The sequence below is a fragment of the Arthrobacter sp. Marseille-P9274 genome (assembly GCF_946892675.1).
Taxonomy (GTDB): Bacteria; Actinomycetota; Actinomycetes; order Actinomycetales; family Micrococcaceae; genus Crystallibacter.
Genome location: NZ_CAMPOV010000002.1, coordinates 640,469 through 658,205, shown reverse-complemented (window position 1 = coordinate 658,205; position 17,737 = coordinate 640,469). Strand labels below are relative to the sequence as shown.

19 protein-coding genes are annotated in these 17,737 nt (G+C 69.2%); 10 read left to right on the top strand and 9 right to left on the bottom strand.

All coding sequences use genetic code 11. From position 1 onward, the window contains the following. On the top strand, nt 1–858 hold the full coding sequence (gene xdhC / locus OC550_RS16275) for a xanthine dehydrogenase accessory protein XdhC (protein ID WP_262106959.1): 858 nt from the start codon (nt 1–3) through the stop codon (nt 856–858). Next, on the top strand, nt 855–2,318 hold the full coding sequence (locus tag OC550_RS16270; RefSeq protein ID WP_262106958.1) for a YdiU family protein: 1,464 nt from the start codon (nt 855–857) through the stop codon (nt 2,316–2,318). Before xdhC ends, OC550_RS16270 begins: the two co-directional genes overlap by 4 nt. Before the next feature lie 24 nt (nt 2,319–2,342). Here OC550_RS16270 and OC550_RS16265 read toward each other — a convergent pair whose 3' ends face one another. The 3 genes from OC550_RS16265 to OC550_RS16255 form a co-directional block, all read right to left on the bottom strand. Continuing rightward, nucleotides 2,343–3,095: an ABC transporter permease gene (locus OC550_RS16265; RefSeq protein WP_262106957.1), complete on the bottom strand. Its 753-nt coding sequence runs from the start codon at nt 3,093–3,095 to the stop codon at nt 2,343–2,345. Between the two features lie 100 nt (nt 3,096–3,195). Further along, nucleotides 3,196–3,804: a TetR/AcrR family transcriptional regulator gene (locus OC550_RS16260; protein ID WP_262106956.1), complete on the bottom strand. Its 609-nt coding sequence runs from the start codon at nt 3,802–3,804 to the stop codon at nt 3,196–3,198. Nucleotides 3,805–3,842: 38 nt separating this feature from the next. Continuing rightward, on the bottom strand, nt 3,843–4,043 hold the full coding sequence (locus OC550_RS16255) for a hypothetical protein (protein ID WP_262106955.1): 201 nt from the start codon (nt 4,041–4,043) through the stop codon (nt 3,843–3,845). Nucleotides 4,044–4,059: 16 nt separating this feature from the next. Here OC550_RS16255 and OC550_RS16250 point away from each other — a divergent pair, with 16 nt between their 5' ends. Further along, nucleotides 4,060–5,685, top strand: coding sequence for an MFS transporter (locus OC550_RS16250; protein ID WP_262106954.1), 1,626 nt, complete (start codon nt 4,060–4,062; stop codon nt 5,683–5,685). Nucleotides 5,686–6,089: 404 nt separating this feature from the next. Then, nucleotides 6,090–6,233, top strand: coding sequence for a hypothetical protein (locus tag OC550_RS16245; RefSeq protein WP_262106953.1), 144 nt, complete (start codon nt 6,090–6,092; stop codon nt 6,231–6,233). A gap of 15 nt (nt 6,234–6,248) precedes the next feature. Here OC550_RS16245 and nboR read toward each other — a convergent pair whose 3' ends face one another. Continuing rightward, complete coding sequence (gene nboR, locus OC550_RS16240; RefSeq protein WP_262106952.1) at nt 6,249–6,917, bottom strand: nicotine blue oxidoreductase; 669 nt, start codon at nt 6,915–6,917, stop codon at nt 6,249–6,251. Between the two features lie 787 nt (nt 6,918–7,704). On the opposite strand from nboR, the gene OC550_RS16235 reads away from it, so the two are divergent. From OC550_RS16235 to OC550_RS16220, 4 genes are all read left to right on the top strand, one after another. After that, nucleotides 7,705–8,313, top strand: a complete 609-nt coding sequence (locus OC550_RS16235) for a LysM peptidoglycan-binding domain-containing protein (protein WP_262107188.1) — start codon at nt 7,705–7,707, stop codon at nt 8,311–8,313. 183 nt (nt 8,314–8,496) lie between these two features. After that, entirely contained in the window at nt 8,497–8,901 is a 405-nt protein-coding gene (locus OC550_RS16230; RefSeq protein WP_262106951.1) for a hypothetical protein, read from the top strand. An 84-nt stretch (nt 8,902–8,985) separates the two neighbouring features. After that, nucleotides 8,986–10,695 (top strand): long-chain-fatty-acid--CoA ligase, encoded by a 1,710-nt coding sequence (locus OC550_RS16225; RefSeq protein WP_262106950.1) that lies wholly within the window; start codon nt 8,986–8,988, stop codon nt 10,693–10,695. 106 nt (nt 10,696–10,801) lie between these two features. Next, nucleotides 10,802–11,392: a DUF308 domain-containing protein gene (locus OC550_RS16220; protein ID WP_262106949.1), complete on the top strand. Its 591-nt coding sequence runs from the start codon at nt 10,802–10,804 to the stop codon at nt 11,390–11,392. A gap of 7 nt (nt 11,393–11,399) precedes the next feature. Here the strand turns inward: OC550_RS16220 and OC550_RS16215 are convergent, their stop codons facing one another. Next, nucleotides 11,400–12,218: an IclR family transcriptional regulator gene (locus OC550_RS16215; protein WP_262106948.1), complete on the bottom strand. Its 819-nt coding sequence runs from the start codon at nt 12,216–12,218 to the stop codon at nt 11,400–11,402. A 204-nt stretch (nt 12,219–12,422) separates the two neighbouring features. Between OC550_RS16215 and OC550_RS16210 the strand changes: the two genes are divergently transcribed. Continuing rightward, nucleotides 12,423–13,406, top strand: coding sequence for an ABC transporter substrate-binding protein (locus OC550_RS16210; RefSeq protein ID WP_262106947.1), 984 nt, complete (start codon nt 12,423–12,425; stop codon nt 13,404–13,406). A gap of 127 nt (nt 13,407–13,533) precedes the next feature. Here OC550_RS16210 and OC550_RS16205 read toward each other — a convergent pair whose 3' ends face one another. From OC550_RS16205 to OC550_RS16195, 3 genes are all read right to left on the bottom strand, one after another. Next, on the bottom strand, nt 13,534–13,788 hold the full coding sequence (locus tag OC550_RS16205; protein ID WP_262106946.1) for a hypothetical protein: 255 nt from the start codon (nt 13,786–13,788) through the stop codon (nt 13,534–13,536). A gap of 72 nt (nt 13,789–13,860) precedes the next feature. Continuing rightward, complete coding sequence (locus OC550_RS16200) at nt 13,861–14,163, bottom strand: MoaD/ThiS family protein (RefSeq protein WP_262106945.1); 303 nt, start codon at nt 14,161–14,163, stop codon at nt 13,861–13,863. A gap of 7 nt (nt 14,164–14,170) precedes the next feature. Next, nucleotides 14,171–15,265: an exo-alpha-sialidase gene (locus tag OC550_RS16195; RefSeq protein ID WP_262106944.1), complete on the bottom strand. Its 1,095-nt coding sequence runs from the start codon at nt 15,263–15,265 to the stop codon at nt 14,171–14,173. 120 nt (nt 15,266–15,385) lie between these two features. Here OC550_RS16195 and OC550_RS16190 point away from each other — a divergent pair, with 120 nt between their 5' ends. Further along, entirely contained in the window at nt 15,386–16,642 is a 1,257-nt protein-coding gene (locus tag OC550_RS16190; RefSeq protein ID WP_262106943.1) for an MFS transporter, read from the top strand. A 74-nt stretch (nt 16,643–16,716) separates the two neighbouring features. On the opposite strand, the gene gap is transcribed toward OC550_RS16190, so the two are convergent. Beyond that, entirely contained in the window at nt 16,717–17,727 is a 1,011-nt protein-coding gene (gene gap, locus OC550_RS16185; RefSeq protein ID WP_262106942.1) for a type I glyceraldehyde-3-phosphate dehydrogenase, read from the bottom strand. Nucleotides 17,728–17,737 lie beyond the last annotated feature (10 nt).

The window sequence follows — 17,737 nt, the reverse complement described above, 5'->3', positions numbered from 1 at the left end:
ATGGATTGGCTGGAAGCCGTAGGGAGCCTGCGCGAGGAGGGCCGGCCCGGCGTGCTCGCCACCGTCGTCTCGGTGCGGGGGCATGCACCGCGGGAGGCGGGGGCCAAGATGGTCGTAGCCCAGGACGCCACGTGGGACAGCGTCGGCGGCGGCAACCTCGAGGCCGAGGTCATCGACCGCGCCCGCGCCATGGTCGCCGAAGGGGCCGGCCTCCCCGAGACGCTGGCCTTCGCGCTCAACGAGCACGTCGCGAACCGCCACGGCCGCCAGTGCTGCGGCGGCGAGGTGCAGGTGCTGCTGGAACCGCTGAACGTGGATCCCGTCGTCGCCATCTTCGGCCTCGGACACGTCGGCTACGAACTCGCCCGCATCCTCTCCCGGCTGCGCGTGCGCCTGCACCTGGTCGACAGCCGCGCCGCGCAACTCGACCCGCTGCGGCTGGCGGACGTGACCGCCGGACCCGCCGCCGTCGTCGTACATCATGCCCCCGCTCCCGAGACCGTGCTCCGCGCCCTCCCCGCCGGCGCGCACGTGTACGTCATGACGCACGACCACGCGGAGGACTTCCTGCTGTGCGACGCCGCGCTGCACCAAGGAGACCTGGACGTCGGGCTGATCGGGTCCGCCGCCAAGTGGGCGCGGTTCCGCAGGCGGCTGCTCGCGGAGGGGCACGACGACGTCGACAGCATCCGCTGTCCGGTCGGCCTGCCCGGTATTGCGGGCAAGGCTCCGGCCGCCATCGCCGTCTCCATCGCGGCGGAGCTGCTTGAGGCCCTCGACCGATCCGCGGGCAGGACCCGGCCAGGAACGTCTCGGGCGGCCACCGAGGCGGCGGACGCGGGTAGCTTTAAGGAATGAGCACAGCAGCCTCGCCTACTTTCACGCTCGGCGGCCGGTTCGCCCGGGACCTGGCCGAACTGGCCCTGCCCTGGCAGGCGGAGGAGATCGCCGATCCCCGCCTGCTGGTCCTCAACGAACCGCTGGCCGGCCAGCTGGGGCTGGACCCGGCCTTCCTGCGGTCGGGGGAGGGGCTGGCGCTGCTGACCGGAAACCGGCTGCCGGACGGTGCCACTCCGGTGGCGCAGGCCTATGCCGGGCACCAGTTCGGCTTCTACGCCCCGCGCCTCGGCGACGGGCGCGCCCTCCTGCTCGGAGAGGTCGAGGACAGGGGCGGCCGCCTCCGCGATATCCATCTCAAGGGCTCCGGCCCCACGCCGTTTGCCCGCGGCGGGGACGGGTTTGCCGCCGTCGGTCCCATGCTGCGCGAGTACATCGTCAGCGAGGCGATGCACGCCCTCGGCATCCCCACTACCCGGTCGCTAGCTGTGGTGGCGACCGGCCGCCCGGTGCGCCGGGACACCGTGCTGCCCGGGGCGGTGCTGGCCCGGGTGGCGGAAAGCCATCTGCGGGTGGGCAGCTTCCAGTACGCCCGGGCCACCGGCGACGTCGATCTCCTGCGGCGAGTGGCGGACCATGCGATCGCCCGCCACCATCCCGGCGCCGCGGAAGCAGAGTCGCCCTACCTGGCGTTGTTCCGGGCGGTGGTCGCCGCGCAGGCGACGCTCGTGGCGCGCTGGATGCTCGTGGGCTTCATCCATGGCGTCATGAACACGGACAACATGACGATCTCGGGCGAGACCATCGACTACGGGCCGTGCGCCTTCATGGACGCCTTCGATCCGGCCACCGTCTACAGTTCCATCGACGACGCCGGACGCTATGCGTACCGCAACCAGCCCGTCGTGGCGGAGTGGAACCTGGCCCGCCTGGCGGAGGCGCTCCTGCCGCTCTTCCCCGGCACCGAGGACGAGGCTGTCGCCGCGGCCGAGGAGTCCCTCGCAGGCTTCCGGGAACAGTACAGCCAGGCGTGGTCCGCCGGCATGAGGGCCAAGCTCGGGCTGCCGGCCGGCGCGGACGAGGAAACCGCCTCGTCCCTGGTGGACGGGGTGGTCTCCCTGTTGCAGGCGGCCGGCCCCGACTACACGTCCTTCTTCCGGAGCCTGGGGGCTGCCGCCCGGGGCAACCTCCAAGCGGCGCGGTGCCTGTTTCCCGACCCGTCCGATTTCGATGCGTGGGTCGACCGCTGGCGCGCAACCGGTCCGGACGCGGATGCGATGGACCGGGTCAATCCCGCCTACATTCCGCGGAACCATCTGGTCGAGGAGGCGCTGGCCGCCGCGACGGAGGACGACCTTCAGCCGTTCGGGTCGCTCCTGGAAGCGGTCACTCGGCCCTATGACGAGCGCCCCGGCCTGGAACTCTATGCCGCGCCGGCTCCGGAAAGCTTCGGACCCTACCGGACCTTCTGCGGAACCTGACTTCCCGGCGGGCCCATTGGATCGTCACCTTGGCAGCGGCCGCCAGCCCGCCCGGGCGCTCAACTGGAGCGTGGTCCACGCGGCCACGGTGTTGACGAGCAGCAGGGAGATCAGCACGAGGAGCTGCACCAGCGCCGCGCTGAAGGGGTCGGCTCCGCCCAGGATCAGGCCGACAAACGCGCCGGGCAGCGTGACGGTTCCGGCGGTTCGGGCCTGGTCGATGCTCGGCAGGACGGCCTCGCCTGCCACCGGACCGGCGATAAGCATCCTCGCCTGGGGCCAGGTGAGCCCCAGGGCGGCACCGGCTTCGACTTCGCCGCGGCGGGTGGAAAGCTCGGCCTCGATACGCCGGCCGGCCACGGTGGTGGTGGCCATGGCTCCGCCGATCTGCTGGCCCAGGACGGCGATCAGGGCCAGGGCGTCGGCAGGCAGGACACCGCTGGCGAACATGAGCAGCCCCGTCGGCAGCACTCCCGCGGCAATTGGCAGGGCGGCCATCCACCAGCGTCCCTTTTGGGCCACGCGACGGCCCGAGGTCCAGGTGGCCACGGCGAACATCACGGCGACCAGGAGCAGGGCAAGGAGCGGGTTCCCTGAGACCCGGGAGATGATTAGCGCGACCAGTGCCAGCTGCAGCAGCGCCCTGATCCCGGCGGCGAAGACATGGCGGAAGCCGCCGGAGAGCGCGAAACGCCAGACGGCTGCCGCGCCGAGCAGGAGCACCGCGAGAAGGACCCAGCTGGCCGGTCCGAGGTTGAGCAACGTTGAGTCCGGCACGCCTCATCCTCGCATCCTGCGGGCCCTGATGCGCGCTGGCTCAGGCATCTCGGTTGGTTCGCGGGCGCCTTCGGCCTGGTTGAGCTAGACGACCAAGGCCCTAGCCCGCAGCAGCCTGGCCGGCATCCGTCAGCAAATGGCACCAGGAATCCGTGAGCGTCTCCAGGCAAACCTCGCGGTCCGAGGTCCAGCCCGAGAGGAACCAGCGGCGCGAGAGGAACTCGAACTGGCCGAAAGCAAGCACGCACCGGACCCGGCGGGATTCGGGACTGAAGCGTCCGGCTCGGTCTAGCCCTTCCCGCATCGACGCCGTGACGTCCTCGAACCAGGACTCGATCTTGTCGGCGACCTCGGGCTCTCCCGCCGCCGCCTGATGCGCGACAAGAATGTAGGGGCGGATGACCTGCCACTGGTCGAACTTGCTGTCGAGCCACGCACGCACCAGGTCCCGCCGGCCCAGCTCAACCACGGTCGAAAGGGGCGGGTTGTCCACCGTCGTGAGGATCTGGTCCACCGTGGTGATCAATTCGGACATGAGCTCCGCTTTGGACGAAAAATGCAGGTAGAACGTCGTCCTCGTTGTGCCCGCCGCGGAGGCGATGTCGTCGATGGTGGTAGCCGGGTAGCCCTTGGATTCGAAGAGCTCCAGACCCTTGTCCAGGAGCAGCTGGCGCGTCTGCTGCTTTTGCGCTTCACGAAGGGTTGCCATGCCATTCAGGATAGCCGAGGAGCTGTGACTGAGACCACTCACTTTTCTCGCTGAAGTTTTACTTGACAGCGTGTCGTGTGAGCGGCATGCTTGTTGCATGAATCACAGCTGGCTGTGACCGCGACTACGAAAAAGACCTTCACTGCCTGAGGGCCCGGATCGCCGGGATCGACGTCGTCCCGGCCGAGGGCAAGACTCCATGGCACCCGCCAGCCCAGCATCGGTTCGATCTCGTTCATCCACAAGGAGACCTTCATGAGCCAAGATCGCGGGACACTCACGTCCTCAGACCAGTCCTACCCGCCGTCCGCGAAGCCGGCCCGACCGGGGAGCGCCCGAGCCAAGGGCACCCTGGCAGCCGCTTCCCTGGCCGTGATGGTGGCGCAGGTCGCCAACGCCCTTCCGGGCGCGCTCAACGGCGAATTCCAGCTGACTTTCAATTCCTTCGGCTCGCAGCTGACGTGGATCACCGCCGCGTTCATGATTCCGGTGGTGGTGTTCGAGCTGACCTTCGGCGTGCTCGGCGACAAGTTCGGCCATCGCAAGCTGGTGCTCGGCGGCGCCGTGCTGGTTGTCCTCGGTTCGCTGGTCTGCGCATTCTCGCCGAGCATCCAGGCGATGTGGATCGGGTCGGCGCTGAACGGCCTCGGTGCGGGCGCGATCTTCCCGGCGTCGCTGGCGCTGGTCGCTTCCGTGGCCCGGACCATGCAGGAGCGGGTGCGCGGCATCGCCATCTGGGCCGGTTTCCTCTCCGCGGGCTCCGCCGTCTCCCCGCTGCTCGGCGGCGTCTTTGCCGGCTTCGGCTGGTGGCGCGGGGCCTACATTGTGGTGGCACTGGTGAGCGTCGCCGCCATGCTCCTGACTATCTTCCGTTCCGCGGAGGCCAAGGTCGCCGAGGGCCGCCGCCTGGATCTCTGGGGCCAGATCACCTTCGCTCTGGGCCTGATCCTGGTGCTCTTCGGGCTGGTCCAGGGGCCGGAGGACGGCTGGACAGCCCCGCACATCATCGGCTCCCTCATTGCTGGCGCCGTCCTGTTGGCCGCCTTCATCGCCATCGAACTGCGCGTGGAATCCCCGCTGCTCGAGCTGCGCCTGTTCCTGAACCGGCAGTTCACCGTCTCGTCTATCGTCGCGGTCGTCGGCATGTTCGCCTTCCTCGGCGCCTGCTTCTCCACGAGCATGTGGCTGGGCCCGGTCCAGCACCAGAATCCGCTGTTCCTCGGGCTGCTCTTCCTGCTGCTGCAGGGCCCGGCGTTCCTCCTGATTCCCTTGCTTTCCCGGCTGCAGCACCGCGTCCCGGCGCGCTGGCTGATGACCTTCGGCTTCCTGGCCATGGCTGCCGGCGCGCTGATGAACTCCACGGCCGACGTGGCCAACCGTGACGTCAGCGTGTTCGTCCTGCCGTCCCTGCTGGTCGGCCTCGGCTTCGCCTTCACCCTGAGCCCGATGACGGCGATCGCCGTGAACTCCGTCCCGCGGGAAATGACCGGCATGGCCAGCGCCACCACCAACCTGCTGCGCGACCTCGGTTTCGCACTGGGGCCCGTGCTTGTCGGAGCCATCGCCCTGAGCTCCGCCGGCGGCCAGCTCGTGGCGTCACTGCAGACCTCCGGCCTGCCGGCGGACCAGCTCGGTCCGGCCATGGGCATCGCGCAAGCCGGCGGACCGATCGCGGTCAACAGCCTCCCCGAAGGCGTACCGGGTTCCGCCGCCAGCCAGTTTGCCATGGAGGCGCTGGGCAGCGGATTCACCCAGGCCTTCCTCGTGGTGGCCGTCGCGGCCCTGGCCGCCGCGCTGCTCAGCTGGTTTGGACTGGGAGGCCGCCGCGACGCGGCCGCCGACCCGGAGCGCGAAGCGGAGCAGCTCGAACCCGCTTCGTAAGCGGTCACATAAGCTCCCGGGGCGGCGTCTGATGATCCAGGCGCCGCTTCGGGTTGTCCAGACGGTAGACCCTTTCCCTGCTCGCCCGCCTCCGCGCCGCCCGGGTGTGCAGCTTCTGCCTTCGCTGCCCCGCTTTACCTTTCAAGCAACGCGCTGACCTGCGTCTTTGGAAAGCTTGAAGCGTAAAGACGGGCGCTGCGGCTGGACGGCGAGCAGGGCGGGTGCGGTGTGGAGGCAGGTGCTGAGGCGGGTGGGCTGCGCGGGCCTCGGGCCGGTGGTGAAACGCTGATCCGGCAGAATGGGTCGCGTGAGTTTGCGGCGCCGCGTCAGGCGGGACATAACGACGGCGATAGACCGGTCCGCGGCGGAGGCGGGCTTCACACTGGATCCCGCCCAGCAATCTGGTGGATATCCTCTGCGACTCCGACACGCCGTCCTACCTCACGTCAGAACTGGACTATCGGGAGTTCCGCGTGGACACGGCGGAGCGTCCCGACGACTTCAGAACGCTCAGCCGGCTGCAGCTGCTCCAGGGGGCGGATGCCTGACCCCGCCGGGCCGGGTTAGTCCAGGAGGGGCAAGTCCGCCTCCGTGTCCACGTCGCCGGCCGAGCCGAGGCCGGAGCAGTCCACGAGATCGATCAGCTCGGGATGCCTGCCCAGGTAGTTCCGGGCGCCCGCGTCTCCGGCCGCCTCGGCTGCGGCCTCCACGGCCAGCGGGGCGTCGAAGACCAGCGGGTGCCCGCGCCGCAGCCTGGGCTCCGCCGCCTGGATCGTCCCCTGAGGGACGGCCGGGTGGTGTCCGGCCGCTGCGCCGTCGGGATTTCCGCCGGCGATTGCATCGGCCCGGTATGCGGCGGCGGTGACGCGGCCGGTCCGGTGCCGTTCCAGCAGCCGCCGGACCAGTACGGCGTTCACATCCGGCTGGTCCACGAGTGCCACGAGGATGGCCTCCGCCCCCTCGGCCGCCGCCACGCCTAGACGGAAGGACGAGCCCATGCCGCTGGCCCAGTCGGGGTTATGGACCACGCGGTAGTCTTCCAGCCGGCACCGCCGGCGCACATCGTCAGCCCCGGCCCCCAGGACAATAACGACGTCGCCGCAACCTCCCGCACGCAGCTCACCGGCCAGGTGCTCGACCAGTGTCCGTCCCCGGTAGGGGAGCAGCGCCTTCGGCCCGCGGGCGAGCCTGCTGCCGGCGCCGGCGGCCAACAGGACCGCAACCGCCCTCACGGGTGCTTCCCGCAAAGCCGTGTTAAGAAATGTGACAAAAAGGCGGCGCGGAATGTCGGGCAGCCCCGCCCGGCGCCGTGATTGCCGGCCCGTCCCGCCGCAATGATCGGCGTCATTCCGGGCCAAGGTGTGCGCTGCCTGCCCTGCCGAATAGGGTCTATCGGCCCTTCTTGCGTCGTGATCCCGCCGTGACATTTCGAGCCCCTCGTCGTGGATGCGACGCCAGATCCGATGGCGGGGCAGGCGCCGGACCTTCCGGTGATCATCGCTACAGTCGACGGGATGGATAAGTCCGGCATGCTTGCGCGAAAGTCCTTGTCAGCCCGCACAAGAATGCCGAAATAGCGTTTGCTGCTGCTAGGCGCCATGGCGTACTTCCCCTCGTCCCGGTTTGGCTTCAGGCCCGTAATTGCATAGGCTAGCCGCTGAAAGCTGGCGCGACACGCCAAGGTGAAGATCACGATTTGGTCTCACCATAACGATGGGGTAACGTTGCATCGCGAGCGGGGGATCGTGAAACCCGCACAAAGGGGATTCGGCGACAACAGCCGAACCAATCTTGAAAAACCGAATATGCTCGACGCTGCCCACACCATACGCCGTCAACATGGCAGACGTCGGAATTGACCTCGATTACGAGCGGTTGACGGTGGCGCAATGAAGTCCGGGGACGGATGGAGCGAAGGTGGCCCTGCGGAGCATCGTGAACTCTAAGAACAACAAGAACCTCAGCCGTGCCCTGCGTGGCGGACTTGCTGCAGTAGCCCTGACGGGTGCAGGCGTTGCCATGGTCGGTGCGCCGGCCAACGCCGCCGACACCGCCACTTGGGACGCCCTCGCAGAGTGCGAGAGCGGCGGCGACTGGAGCATCAACACCGGCAATGGCTTCTCGGGCGGACTGCAGTTCACCCCCAGCACCTGGGCCGCTTTTGGTGGCACCGGCAGCCCGGAGAACGCCAGCAAGGCTGAGCAGATTGCTGTAGCCGAGAAGGTCCAGGCCACTCAGGGCTGGGGCGCCTGGCCCGCATGCACGGCCAAGCTGGGACTCTCCGGCGGCGGCGGAGCCCCGGCTCCGGCCCCGGCAGAGGCACCGGTTGAGGTGAACGTGGCCCAGGTCCCGACCGAGGCTCCGGCTCCGGCTCCGGCTCCGGTGCAGGCCGAAGCTCCGGCTCCGGTGCAGGCTGAAGCCCCGGCTCCGGCCCCGGCAGAGGCACCGGCCGAGGTTGCCGTCAGCGGCGAGACCTACGCCGTCCAGGCGGGCGATACCCTGAACACCATCGCCTCCAAGCTCGGCATCGAGGGTGGATGGCAGGCACTGCACGCTGCCAATGCCGACACCGTCAGCAACCCGAACCTGATCTTCGTGGACCAGGTTCTGCAGCTCCCGGCCAACTAAGGCCGACTGACCGCAGCCTGCGGCTGCGTTCGAAGCACCGGGAAGCCCCGCATCGACACGATCGATGCGGGGCTTCCTGCTGTCCGGGGGTGGTGTTGCTCTCACTGCCGCGGCCTGAGGAACCGCCGGCGGGAGCCGCGGGTTGTCTATCAAGGAAGAGCAGGCGATGAAGAGGGCAGCACGATGGTGGCAAACGATGGTCAGGGAGTCTTCGAGATCATGGTGGTGATGGTGCACATTGCATTCGTCGCCTTCTTGCTGGGCAGTGCGTTCAGCAACCTGTTCCGCCTTCCGTGGTTTGTCTACGGCGAGGAGCCCGGGCCCGCGGCCCAGCGCTGGACAGGCGCGGGCGAGCTGGGGCTCGCAGCGGTTATCAGCCTGCCGTATTTCTGGCAGGCCGGCGCGCCCGTCGCGGTGCTGGTTGCCTTGGCCTACGGCGTGGCGCTGGGCGTCCTGGCGCTGTGGCACTGGCGCAAGGAACACGCCGTCCGGTTATCCACCCTGGTGACCCCGGCCGCGATCGCCCTCGCCTTCGGCATGCTGGCGCTGGCGGGGCTGACGGCCGCCCCCGCCCCCACGGGCGCCTGAGCACCAAAACCGGGTATCGTGCCTCGCAGCCCGGCTGTCCCTCGTAGACTGGCCACAGCCAAGCGAGAGGACCGTACCCGAGCCATGTCCGCCGTCGAAAGCAACGAAGGCACAGCGAGCACAGCCACCCGGCCGTGGTTGAAGAACTACCAGCCGGGCGTCCCCGCCGATATCGAGACTCCCGCCGATTCCCTGCCGGAGATGCTGGCCGCGTCCGCCCGACGGTTCGGCCGCAAGACCGCGCTGGACTTCTTCGGCGCCGCCACCAGCTACCGGGAGCTCGGCGACCAGGTGGAGCGGGCGGCCGAGGGGCTGCGCCGGTTGGGCGTGGGACCGGGCCACCGGGTGGCCCTGATCCTGCCCAACTGTCCGCAGCACGTGGTGGCCTTTTATGCGGTACTCCGGCTCGGCGCCGTCGTTGTTGAGCACAACCCCCTCTATACCGAGCGGGAACTGCGCCACCAGTTCGAAGACCACGGCGCCACCGTGGCGATCGTGTGGAACAACGTGGTGGAGAAGATCCAGGGCTTCCCGCGGGACATCGCGGTGGACACCATCGTCTCCGTCGACATCATCCGTGCCATGCCGCGCTCCAAGCGGTTGGCGCTCAAGCTGCCCGTGCCCAAGGCGCGGAACGCGCGCAAGGCACTGACCGCCGTCGTCAGGCACACGGTCCCGTGGGAGAAGCTGCTGCGGAACAAGCCGCTGCCGCGGGCCTACCCGCAGCCACGGGTCGGGGACCTCGCCGCCATCCAATACACGTCCGGCACCACCGGCCATCCCAAGGGCGCCATGCTCACCCACCTGAACCTGCGGGCCAACGCCGAGCAGGGCCGGGTGTGGATGCACGGCGCCCGGGAGGGCAAGGAGGTGATGTATGCGGTGCTGCCGATGTTCCACGCCTTCGGCATGACGCTGCACCTGACCTTCGGGATCCTGGCCGGCTCGCGCATTGTGCTGTTCCCCAAGTTCGACGTGGACCTGGTGCTGGCGGCGGCGAAGAAGCACCCGCCGACCATCTTCTGCGCCGTCCCGCCGATCTACGACCGCACCGCCACCGAGGCACGGAAGCGCGGCGTGGACATCAGTTCGGTCCGCTTCGCCATCTCGGGGGCCATGAACCTGACGCAGGAGACCGTGGACCTCTGGGAAAGCACCGCCGGCGGGCTGCTGGTCGAGGGCTACGGCATGACCGAGACCTCGCCCGTGGCGCTGGGCAATCCGTTCGCCGACACCCGGCGGAACGGCACCATCGGGGTCCCGTTCCCGAGCACGGAAATGCGGGTGGTGGATCCGGAACACCCCGGGAACGACGTCGAGCCGGGCCAGCCGGGGGAACTGCTGATCCGCGGGCCGCAGGTTTTCCAGGGTTACTGGGGCAAGCCGGAGGAGACGGCGGCCACCCTGCTCGACGGTGGATGGCTGCGCACCGGCGATATCGTCACCGTTGACGCGGACCACAACGCAACGATTGTGGACCGCAAGAAGGAACTGATCATCACCGGCGGCTTCAACGTCTCGCCTTCCGAGGTGGAGGATGCGCTGCGTTCGCATCCGGACGTGATCGAAGCCGCCGCAGTGGGGCTGCCCAGGGCGGCCGGCGGCGAGGACGTGACGGCCGCCGTCGTGCTCCGTCCCCAGGCCACCATCGACGAGGGTGCCCTGCGCGAGTACTGCCGCGGGCGGCTGGCGGCGTACAAGGTCCCGCGCCGGATCGTGCCGGTGGACGAGCTGCCCAAGTCGATGCTGGGCAAGGTGCTGCGCAAGAAGGTCCGGGAGCAGCTCTCCCGCTAAGCGGGTGGCGTCCGGGCCGCGACGGGCCGGACCGGCGCGGGTACCCTGAAGGGTAGCGGCACCACCAAGTAGTTCCGGCTTCGGCCGGGGGGTCGAGGAGGCTGGCGTGCGGAGGACGATCGGGGAACGCTTACGGGCTTGGCCGAGCCTCGTGGCGCGGCTTCTGCAGGGCGCGCCGTGGTGGGTACTGCTGGCGCTGGGATTGTTCGCCAGCGGACTGGGCGTGTTCCTGATCCTCAACCCGGTGGCCTCGCTAAGCCACTACTCGCTGTCGATCGGCCTGGGGCTGGCGCTCTCGGGCCTGGCGGACCTTGCGGCCGTTCCGCGCTCGCCGCGGCGGCTCATGCCGCCGCTGGTGGCGATCGCCTGGATCCTGGCCGGCGTGCTGATAGCGGCCTGGCCGGGCGCGCAGGTGGCCGCCCTGGTGGCGATCGGGGTGTGCGCGCTCGCCGCCGGCGCCGTCAGCCACCTGTCCCTGCTGCCCCGGGTAGCGGGGGCTGAACGGCGGACGGTGCTGCTGCTGGGTCTCCTCGACGCGGCGCTGGCGGTCCTGGCGCTGCTCCTGCCGCTGCTGACGCTGCTGGGCATCACCATGCTCTTCGGCGTCCGCACGCTGTTTTCCGGCGTCCGGCTGACCTACGCCGTCATCTCGGCGCTGCGGTCGCACCGCGGGCCGGAGGCCGTGCCGGGGACCTGACGGGGCACTATGCTGCAGGCCCGTCATCGGGGACGAGGAAGGACTTCAGGTCCAGCTCGAGTTCCTGCCGCCAGCGCAGCACCTCCTGGGGCAGCCCGTTGTCGAAGACCTGCCGGAAGCGGGTGGCCGGGACGGCGACGCTGACCGCGCCGAGCGCCTCGCCCGCGCCGTTGTGGATAGCCACGCCCAGCGCGCTCACGCCTTCCTCCGTGCCTTCGAAGTTGGCGGCGAAGCCGTTCTGCCTGATCGCCTCGAGCTCCCGGAGGAAGCCCGGGTGCTCGACGTCGGGGATGATCTCGCCGGCGCCGCCAGTGCCCGAGCTGTTGGGGCGGAAGAGCTGATGCAGCTGGGCCGGCTCCAGTTCCGCGAGCATGGCCTTGCCCCCGGAGGCGCTCCGGGCCGGCAGGACGGCCCCCTGGCGGTCGCCGATTCGGAGGATGTTGGTGCCCTCGACCGTGCTGAGGAACCGGGCCTGGCTGCCCACCCGGATCATGAGGTTGACGGTCTCGTTCACGCGCGAGGCGAGCAGTTCCAGGTGCGGCTGGCAGACCCGGCGGAGCTGCGTGGTCCAGCTGACCCCCGCCGGGGCGGCGTCCAGCGAGGGGCCGGGCAGGTACTGTTTGGTCTCGTCCTGGACGGCGAAGCCGCGGTAGACCAGCATGGCGAACAGCCGGTGGGCGGTAGACGGAGCGACGCCGAGCTCCGCGGCCGCGTCCTTGAGCCGCACCCTGCCGAGGTCCCGCAGCAGTTGCAGCAGCTGCAGCGCGTTGTCCACGGCTTCGATGGCGTAGGTCGGCTTGGTGCGCTGGACCTTCGTGTTCTGCATATCAGAAGCTTAGGGCCGCCGGGCGGGTAGCGACACGGGCTCCTCGATCGGCCGCCGCCTGCTGAATAATTCTGCCTGTCAGAATTAGAATGTGGTCGTCGACACATTGCCGCACAGTGGTGACAGCAGCGCCGCACGCTTTTTGCGTGCTCCGTTTGGGGGAGTGCGCCCGCGCTGCCGCACCTTAAAACACGAGGAAGTGACATGAAACGAACGCTCTTGACTCTCATGGCCGGCGTCTCCGCGCTCGGCCTGGCGGCCTGCGGGTCGGGCTCGCCCAGCGGCGGGGAAGCGCCCCAGGGCAGCGAGTCCGCGCCTGGCGGTGACCTCACCAAGGTCACCGTGGGAGTCATCCCGATCGTTGACACCGCCCCGCTGTACCTGGGCGATGAGAAGGGCTTCTTCAAGGAGGAAGGGCTCGACCTGGACATCCAGACCGTCGCCGGCGGTGCTGCAGCCATCCCGGCCGTGGTCAGCGGCGGCTTCGACTTCTCCTTCGGCAACCTCGTCTCGGTCATGGTGGCCAACGACAAGGGCCTGGACATCAAGCTCGTCGCCAACGGCAACTCCACGTCCGGCGATACCCAGAAGGACTTCAGCGGCGTCGTGGTCAAGGACGATTCGGACATCAAGTCGCCCAAGGACCTCGCCGGCAAGACCGTCTCGGTCAACACCCTGTCCAACATCGGCGATACCACCATCCGCAGCGTAGTCGAGGCCGACGGCGGCGATCCCGACAGTATCAAGTTCGTCGAGGTCGGCTTCCCCGACGCCCCCGCCGCGCTGTCCAACGGCCAGGTCGACGCCGCGTGGATCCTCGAGCCGTTCCTGTCCAAGGCCGTGGCGGACGGCGGCCGCGTGGTTTCCTACAACTTCGCCGACTTCGACCCGAAGCTCGACATCTCCGGCTACTTCACCACCGGGGACAAGGTCAGCAGCGATCCGGAGCTCGTCGCCAAGTTCCAGTCGGCGATGAACAAGTCGCTGGAGTACGCGCAGGAGAATCCGCAGGAGGTCCGGGACATCGTCGGCACCTACACCAAGATCGAAGAGGCGGACCGGGCCGAGATGGCGCTGCCGACCTTCCGCAAGGACTTCAACATGGAGGCCGCGCAGAAGCTGGCCGACGCCGCCGTCAAGTACGGCACCCTGAGCAAGGAGCCGGACCTGGAGAGCATCTTCCCGTAGGCCCGCACCTTCCCGGGGAATCACAAGCAGCTGCGGCCCTTTCCGGCATTGGAAAGGGCCGCAGCTGCGCAATGGATGCTGTTTGAAGGCGGAGCCGCCCTCGCCGGGGGAGCCGCCTGCCGGCCGCCTACTCCTCGTATTCCTCGGCGGCGTATTCCTCGGCGGCGTATTCCTCCGCGGCGCCGTGCGGATATTCGTCATCCTCGTCCGGATTCACCGGGAGGGACTGCTCGAGCAGGTCGGCCTCGTTGGCCTCGGGCGCGGCAGGGGGAGGGGCCAGGACCTCGTCGCCGTCGTCCTCCGGCCCCGCGGGCATCTGCTGCCACTGGCGGTCGGCTTCCTCCGCCTCGGGCGAATAAGGCTCGTTGCTGCTGCTGGTCATGGTGCCCCTCCCTTTCCGTGCAGTGCTGTTTCCTGTGGCCCTTCCAGTTCTAGACCCTGGAGCCACATAACGCTACCCGCCCGCCACCGACTGGATGATCAGAAGTTCCTGGCCGGGGCGAAGCTGCGTGCCAATCCCGTCCAGCCCGCGGATGTCCTCGCCGTCCACGTACAGGTTCACATAGCGGCGGATGTCGCCGAGCTCGTTGCGCACCCGGCGGCCGAACACGGGGTAGTCCGCCGCGAGCCGGTCCAGCACGCCGGCAACCGTGGCCGGCTCGTCCAGGCCCACCTGCAGTTCCCGCCGGTCGTCCATCGCCTTCGCCAGCAGGCTGGGTACGACGACGGTGACCACCTGCGTTTCTTGCTGCGCCATGGCGCTCCTAACTCAGTGTGGCCGCGCGGACGCACAGCACGTCCGGCAGGTGCGAGGCGACCTCCACGAAGACGTCGCCCTCGTCCGCGCTGGCATAGACGCTGCCGCCGCGGGTGCCGAAGTACACGCCCGCAGGCTCCGCCTGGTCCACACCCGCGGCGTCGCGCAGCACTGCATTGAAGTCGCTGTCCGGCAAACCGGTGGACAACCGCGTCCAGGAGGCACCGCCGTCGTTGGTCCGGTGCACCGCAAGGTGTCCCTCCGGCGGAATCCGCTCGCCGTCCGCCTTGATCGGGACCACCCACGCCGTGCCGGACGTGCGCGGATGCGTGAGCATGACGAAGCCGAAGTCCGTGGGCAGCCCGTCCGCGATCGAGACCCACGTGTCCGCGTTGTCGTCCGAGCGGTAGACGCCGTGGTGGTTCTGCGCGAACAGGGTCTCGGGTTTGCCGGCATCCCGCGCGATCTTGTGGACGCACTGGCCCACCTCGGGATTCGGGTCCGGCATGAAGTACGCGGAGATGCCGTGGTTGCGCGCGGTCCAGTTCTGCCCGCCGTCGGTGCTCCGGTAGACGCCGCCGGTGCTCATGGCGATGTGGACGGTCTGCGGATCCGCGGGGCTGGGCAGGACGGAATGGGCGGCCGCGCCGCCGAAGCCGGCACCCCACTGCTCCTTGTCCGGATGGTTCCACAGGCTGCGGTTCAGTTCGAAATGCTCGCCGCCGTCCGTGGATTTCCACACCGAGATCGGCTCGCAGCCCGCCCACACCACGCCCGGCCGGTCCTCGGCGTCCGGATAGAGCTGCCAGATCCGTTCGAGCGCGGCGCCGTCCTCCTCCGCGAAGCGGATCGCGCCCTGCTCCGGTTCGGTCCAAGTAGCGCCAAGGTCGTCCGAGTGGAAGACCGTGGGGCCCCAGTGCTCGGAGCGGGCACCCACGAGCAGCCGGGTCCGGCCGCCGCGCCGGTCGATTCCGATGCTGGGCACCTCGTTCATCAAAAAGTGCGGCTCGGACAAGGTCCAGTTAGCCCGGTCCTGGCTGGTCGCCAGCCAGAGACCCTTCTTCGTGCCGATCGCGAGCAGGGTGGTTGCGCCGTTGGCCATGGTCCCTATTCGACCATCGGGGGACACGACCCGCAACGGTTATGCGGTGAACGGTTCGGCGTGCGGCAGAATAGGGGAGCCCGAGCCCGACCAGAACTGCACCGAGGAGCCACACGCCAGATGCCGGCCGCCGAAGCACAAAAGCCCGCATTATGGCTCTTGGTGCTGATCGGCGCGGCCGTCCTGACGCAGACCGCGCTGAACCTGGCCCGCCCGGTGATTTCGTACAAGATCCTGGCCCTCGGCGGGGACGCGGCGGCGATCGGCCTCGTCACTGCTGTCTACGCCACCCTGCCGGTGATCGCGGCGCTCTGGCTGGGGCGCGTGACGGACCGGCTGCCCTCGCTGCGCGGGTTGGTGGTGACCGGTGCGGCGCTGCTGGCGGTTGCGGGGCTGTTGCTTGCCCTCGCACCGGGAATCGCCTGGATCGGCGCGGCCAGTGCGGTGCTTGGCATGGGTCATCTCGTTTTCACCATCGCCGGCCAGTCCGCGATTGCCCGCTACGCCCCGCTGGACCAGATGGACAGCGGCTTCGGCTGGTTCACCGCCGCCTTCTCCGGCGGCCAGCTGCTGGGCCCGCTGATCGCCGGCCTGATGCTGGGCAGCGGCGTGGAGACGGCGGGCGAGGACCGGATGTCCGCCATCAACCTGTCGCTTTACCTCGCGGCCGGCATTGCCGCGGCCGCCATGCCGCTGATGCTCGGCTACGCCCCGGGGCGGGCCCGGCGTCCGGGCAAGACGGCGGAGTTGCCTCCCGCTGCCAAGGGCCATAACGACGGCGGGGGTGCGCGGGCGGCCAAGCCCGATTCGGCGCTGTCCATCCTACGCCAGCCCGGCGTCACCTGGAACATGGCCGCCTCGCTGGCGCTGCTGTCGATGATCGACATCCTCGTCGCGTTCCTGCCGCTGCTGGCAGAGGAACAGGGTGTCGCACCGGTCTTCGTCGGGATTCTGCTGGCCGTCCGCGCCCTCGCATCGATCATCTCGCGGGTGATCCTGTACCAGCTGCTGGGCCGCTGGACCAGGTACCAGCTGCTGGTGGCGAGCCTGGCCGGGGCCGGGGTCATCATCGCCGCCGCCCCGTTCCTCCTGGACCACCTGTGGGTTGCCGGGGCCTGCCTCTTCGCCGGCGGTTTCCTGCTCGGGCTGGGCCAGCCGCTGACCATGACCCTGATCAGCCGGGCTGTCCGGCCCGAATCCCGCGGCGCCGCCCTCGCGCTGCGCCTCCTCGGCAACCGCATTGGCCAGGTAGTGCTGCCGCTCGCCGCCGGCCTGGTCGCCGCGCCGCTGGGGCCGGCCGGCGCCATCTGGTTCTCCTGCGCGGTCCTCGCCGCGGCCGGAGGGGCCAGGTACCTGCCCGGCGTCATCAAGGAGTAGCCGCCGGCACGGCCGCTAGGTCGGGAGAACCCGGCGCCGCAGCGGCCCGTCCGGCGGCGATGCCCCGCGGCAGGTCAGGCGAGCTTGGCGGCGACCAGCTCGGTCAGGTCCACCAAGCGGTTCGAGTAGCCCCACTCGTTGTCGTACCAGCCGACGATCTTGACCTGGTTGCCGATCGTCTTCGTCAGGCCGGAGTCGAAGATGCACGAGGCCGGGTCCGTAACGATATCGGAGGAAACCAGCGGCTCGTCGGAGTAGGTGAGGATGCCCGCCCACTTGGGGTCGGCGGCGGCCTCGCGGTAGGCGGCGTTGACCTCCTCCGCAGTGACATCGCGGCCCACGGTCACAGTCAGGTCCGTGGCGGAGCCGGTCGGCACGGGGACGCGCATGGCGAAGCCGTCCAGCTTGCCCTTGAGTTCGGGGAGGACCAGGCCGATGGCCTTGGCCGCACCGGTCGACGTGGGCACGACGTTCACGGCGGCGGCGCGGGCGCGGCGCAGGTCGCCGTGCGGCCCGTCCTGCAGGTTCTGGTCCGCGGTGTAGGCGTGGATGGTGGTCATCAGGCCGCGTTCGATGCCGAATTTGTCATTCAGCACCTTGGCCAGCGGGGCCAGGCAGTTCGTGGTGCAGGAGGCATTGGAGACGATGTTGTGCTTGGCGTCGTCGTACTCCGCGTCATTGGCCCCCATGACCACGGTGAGGTCCTCACCCTTGGCCGGGGCGGAAATCAGGACCTTGCGGGCGCCGGCCACCAGGTGCTTCTCGGCGTCGGCGGCATTGGTGAAGAAGCCGGTGGACTCGATGACGATGTCCACGCCGAGTTCCTTCCACGGCAGGTTTCCCGGGTCCCGCTCCGCCAGGACCTTGATGGTCTTGCCGTCAACCACGAGATCCGAGCCGCGCACCTCGACGTCGACGCTGAGGCGGCCCGTAACCGAGTCGTACTTGAGCAGGTGGGCCAGCGTCTCCGGATTCGTCAGGTCATTGACGGCGACGACCTCAAGCTCCGCCTCCTGCTGGAGCAGGGCGCGGAAGTAGTTGCGGCCGATGCGGCCGAATCCGTTGATGCCAACTCGGGTAGCCATGGGAACTCCT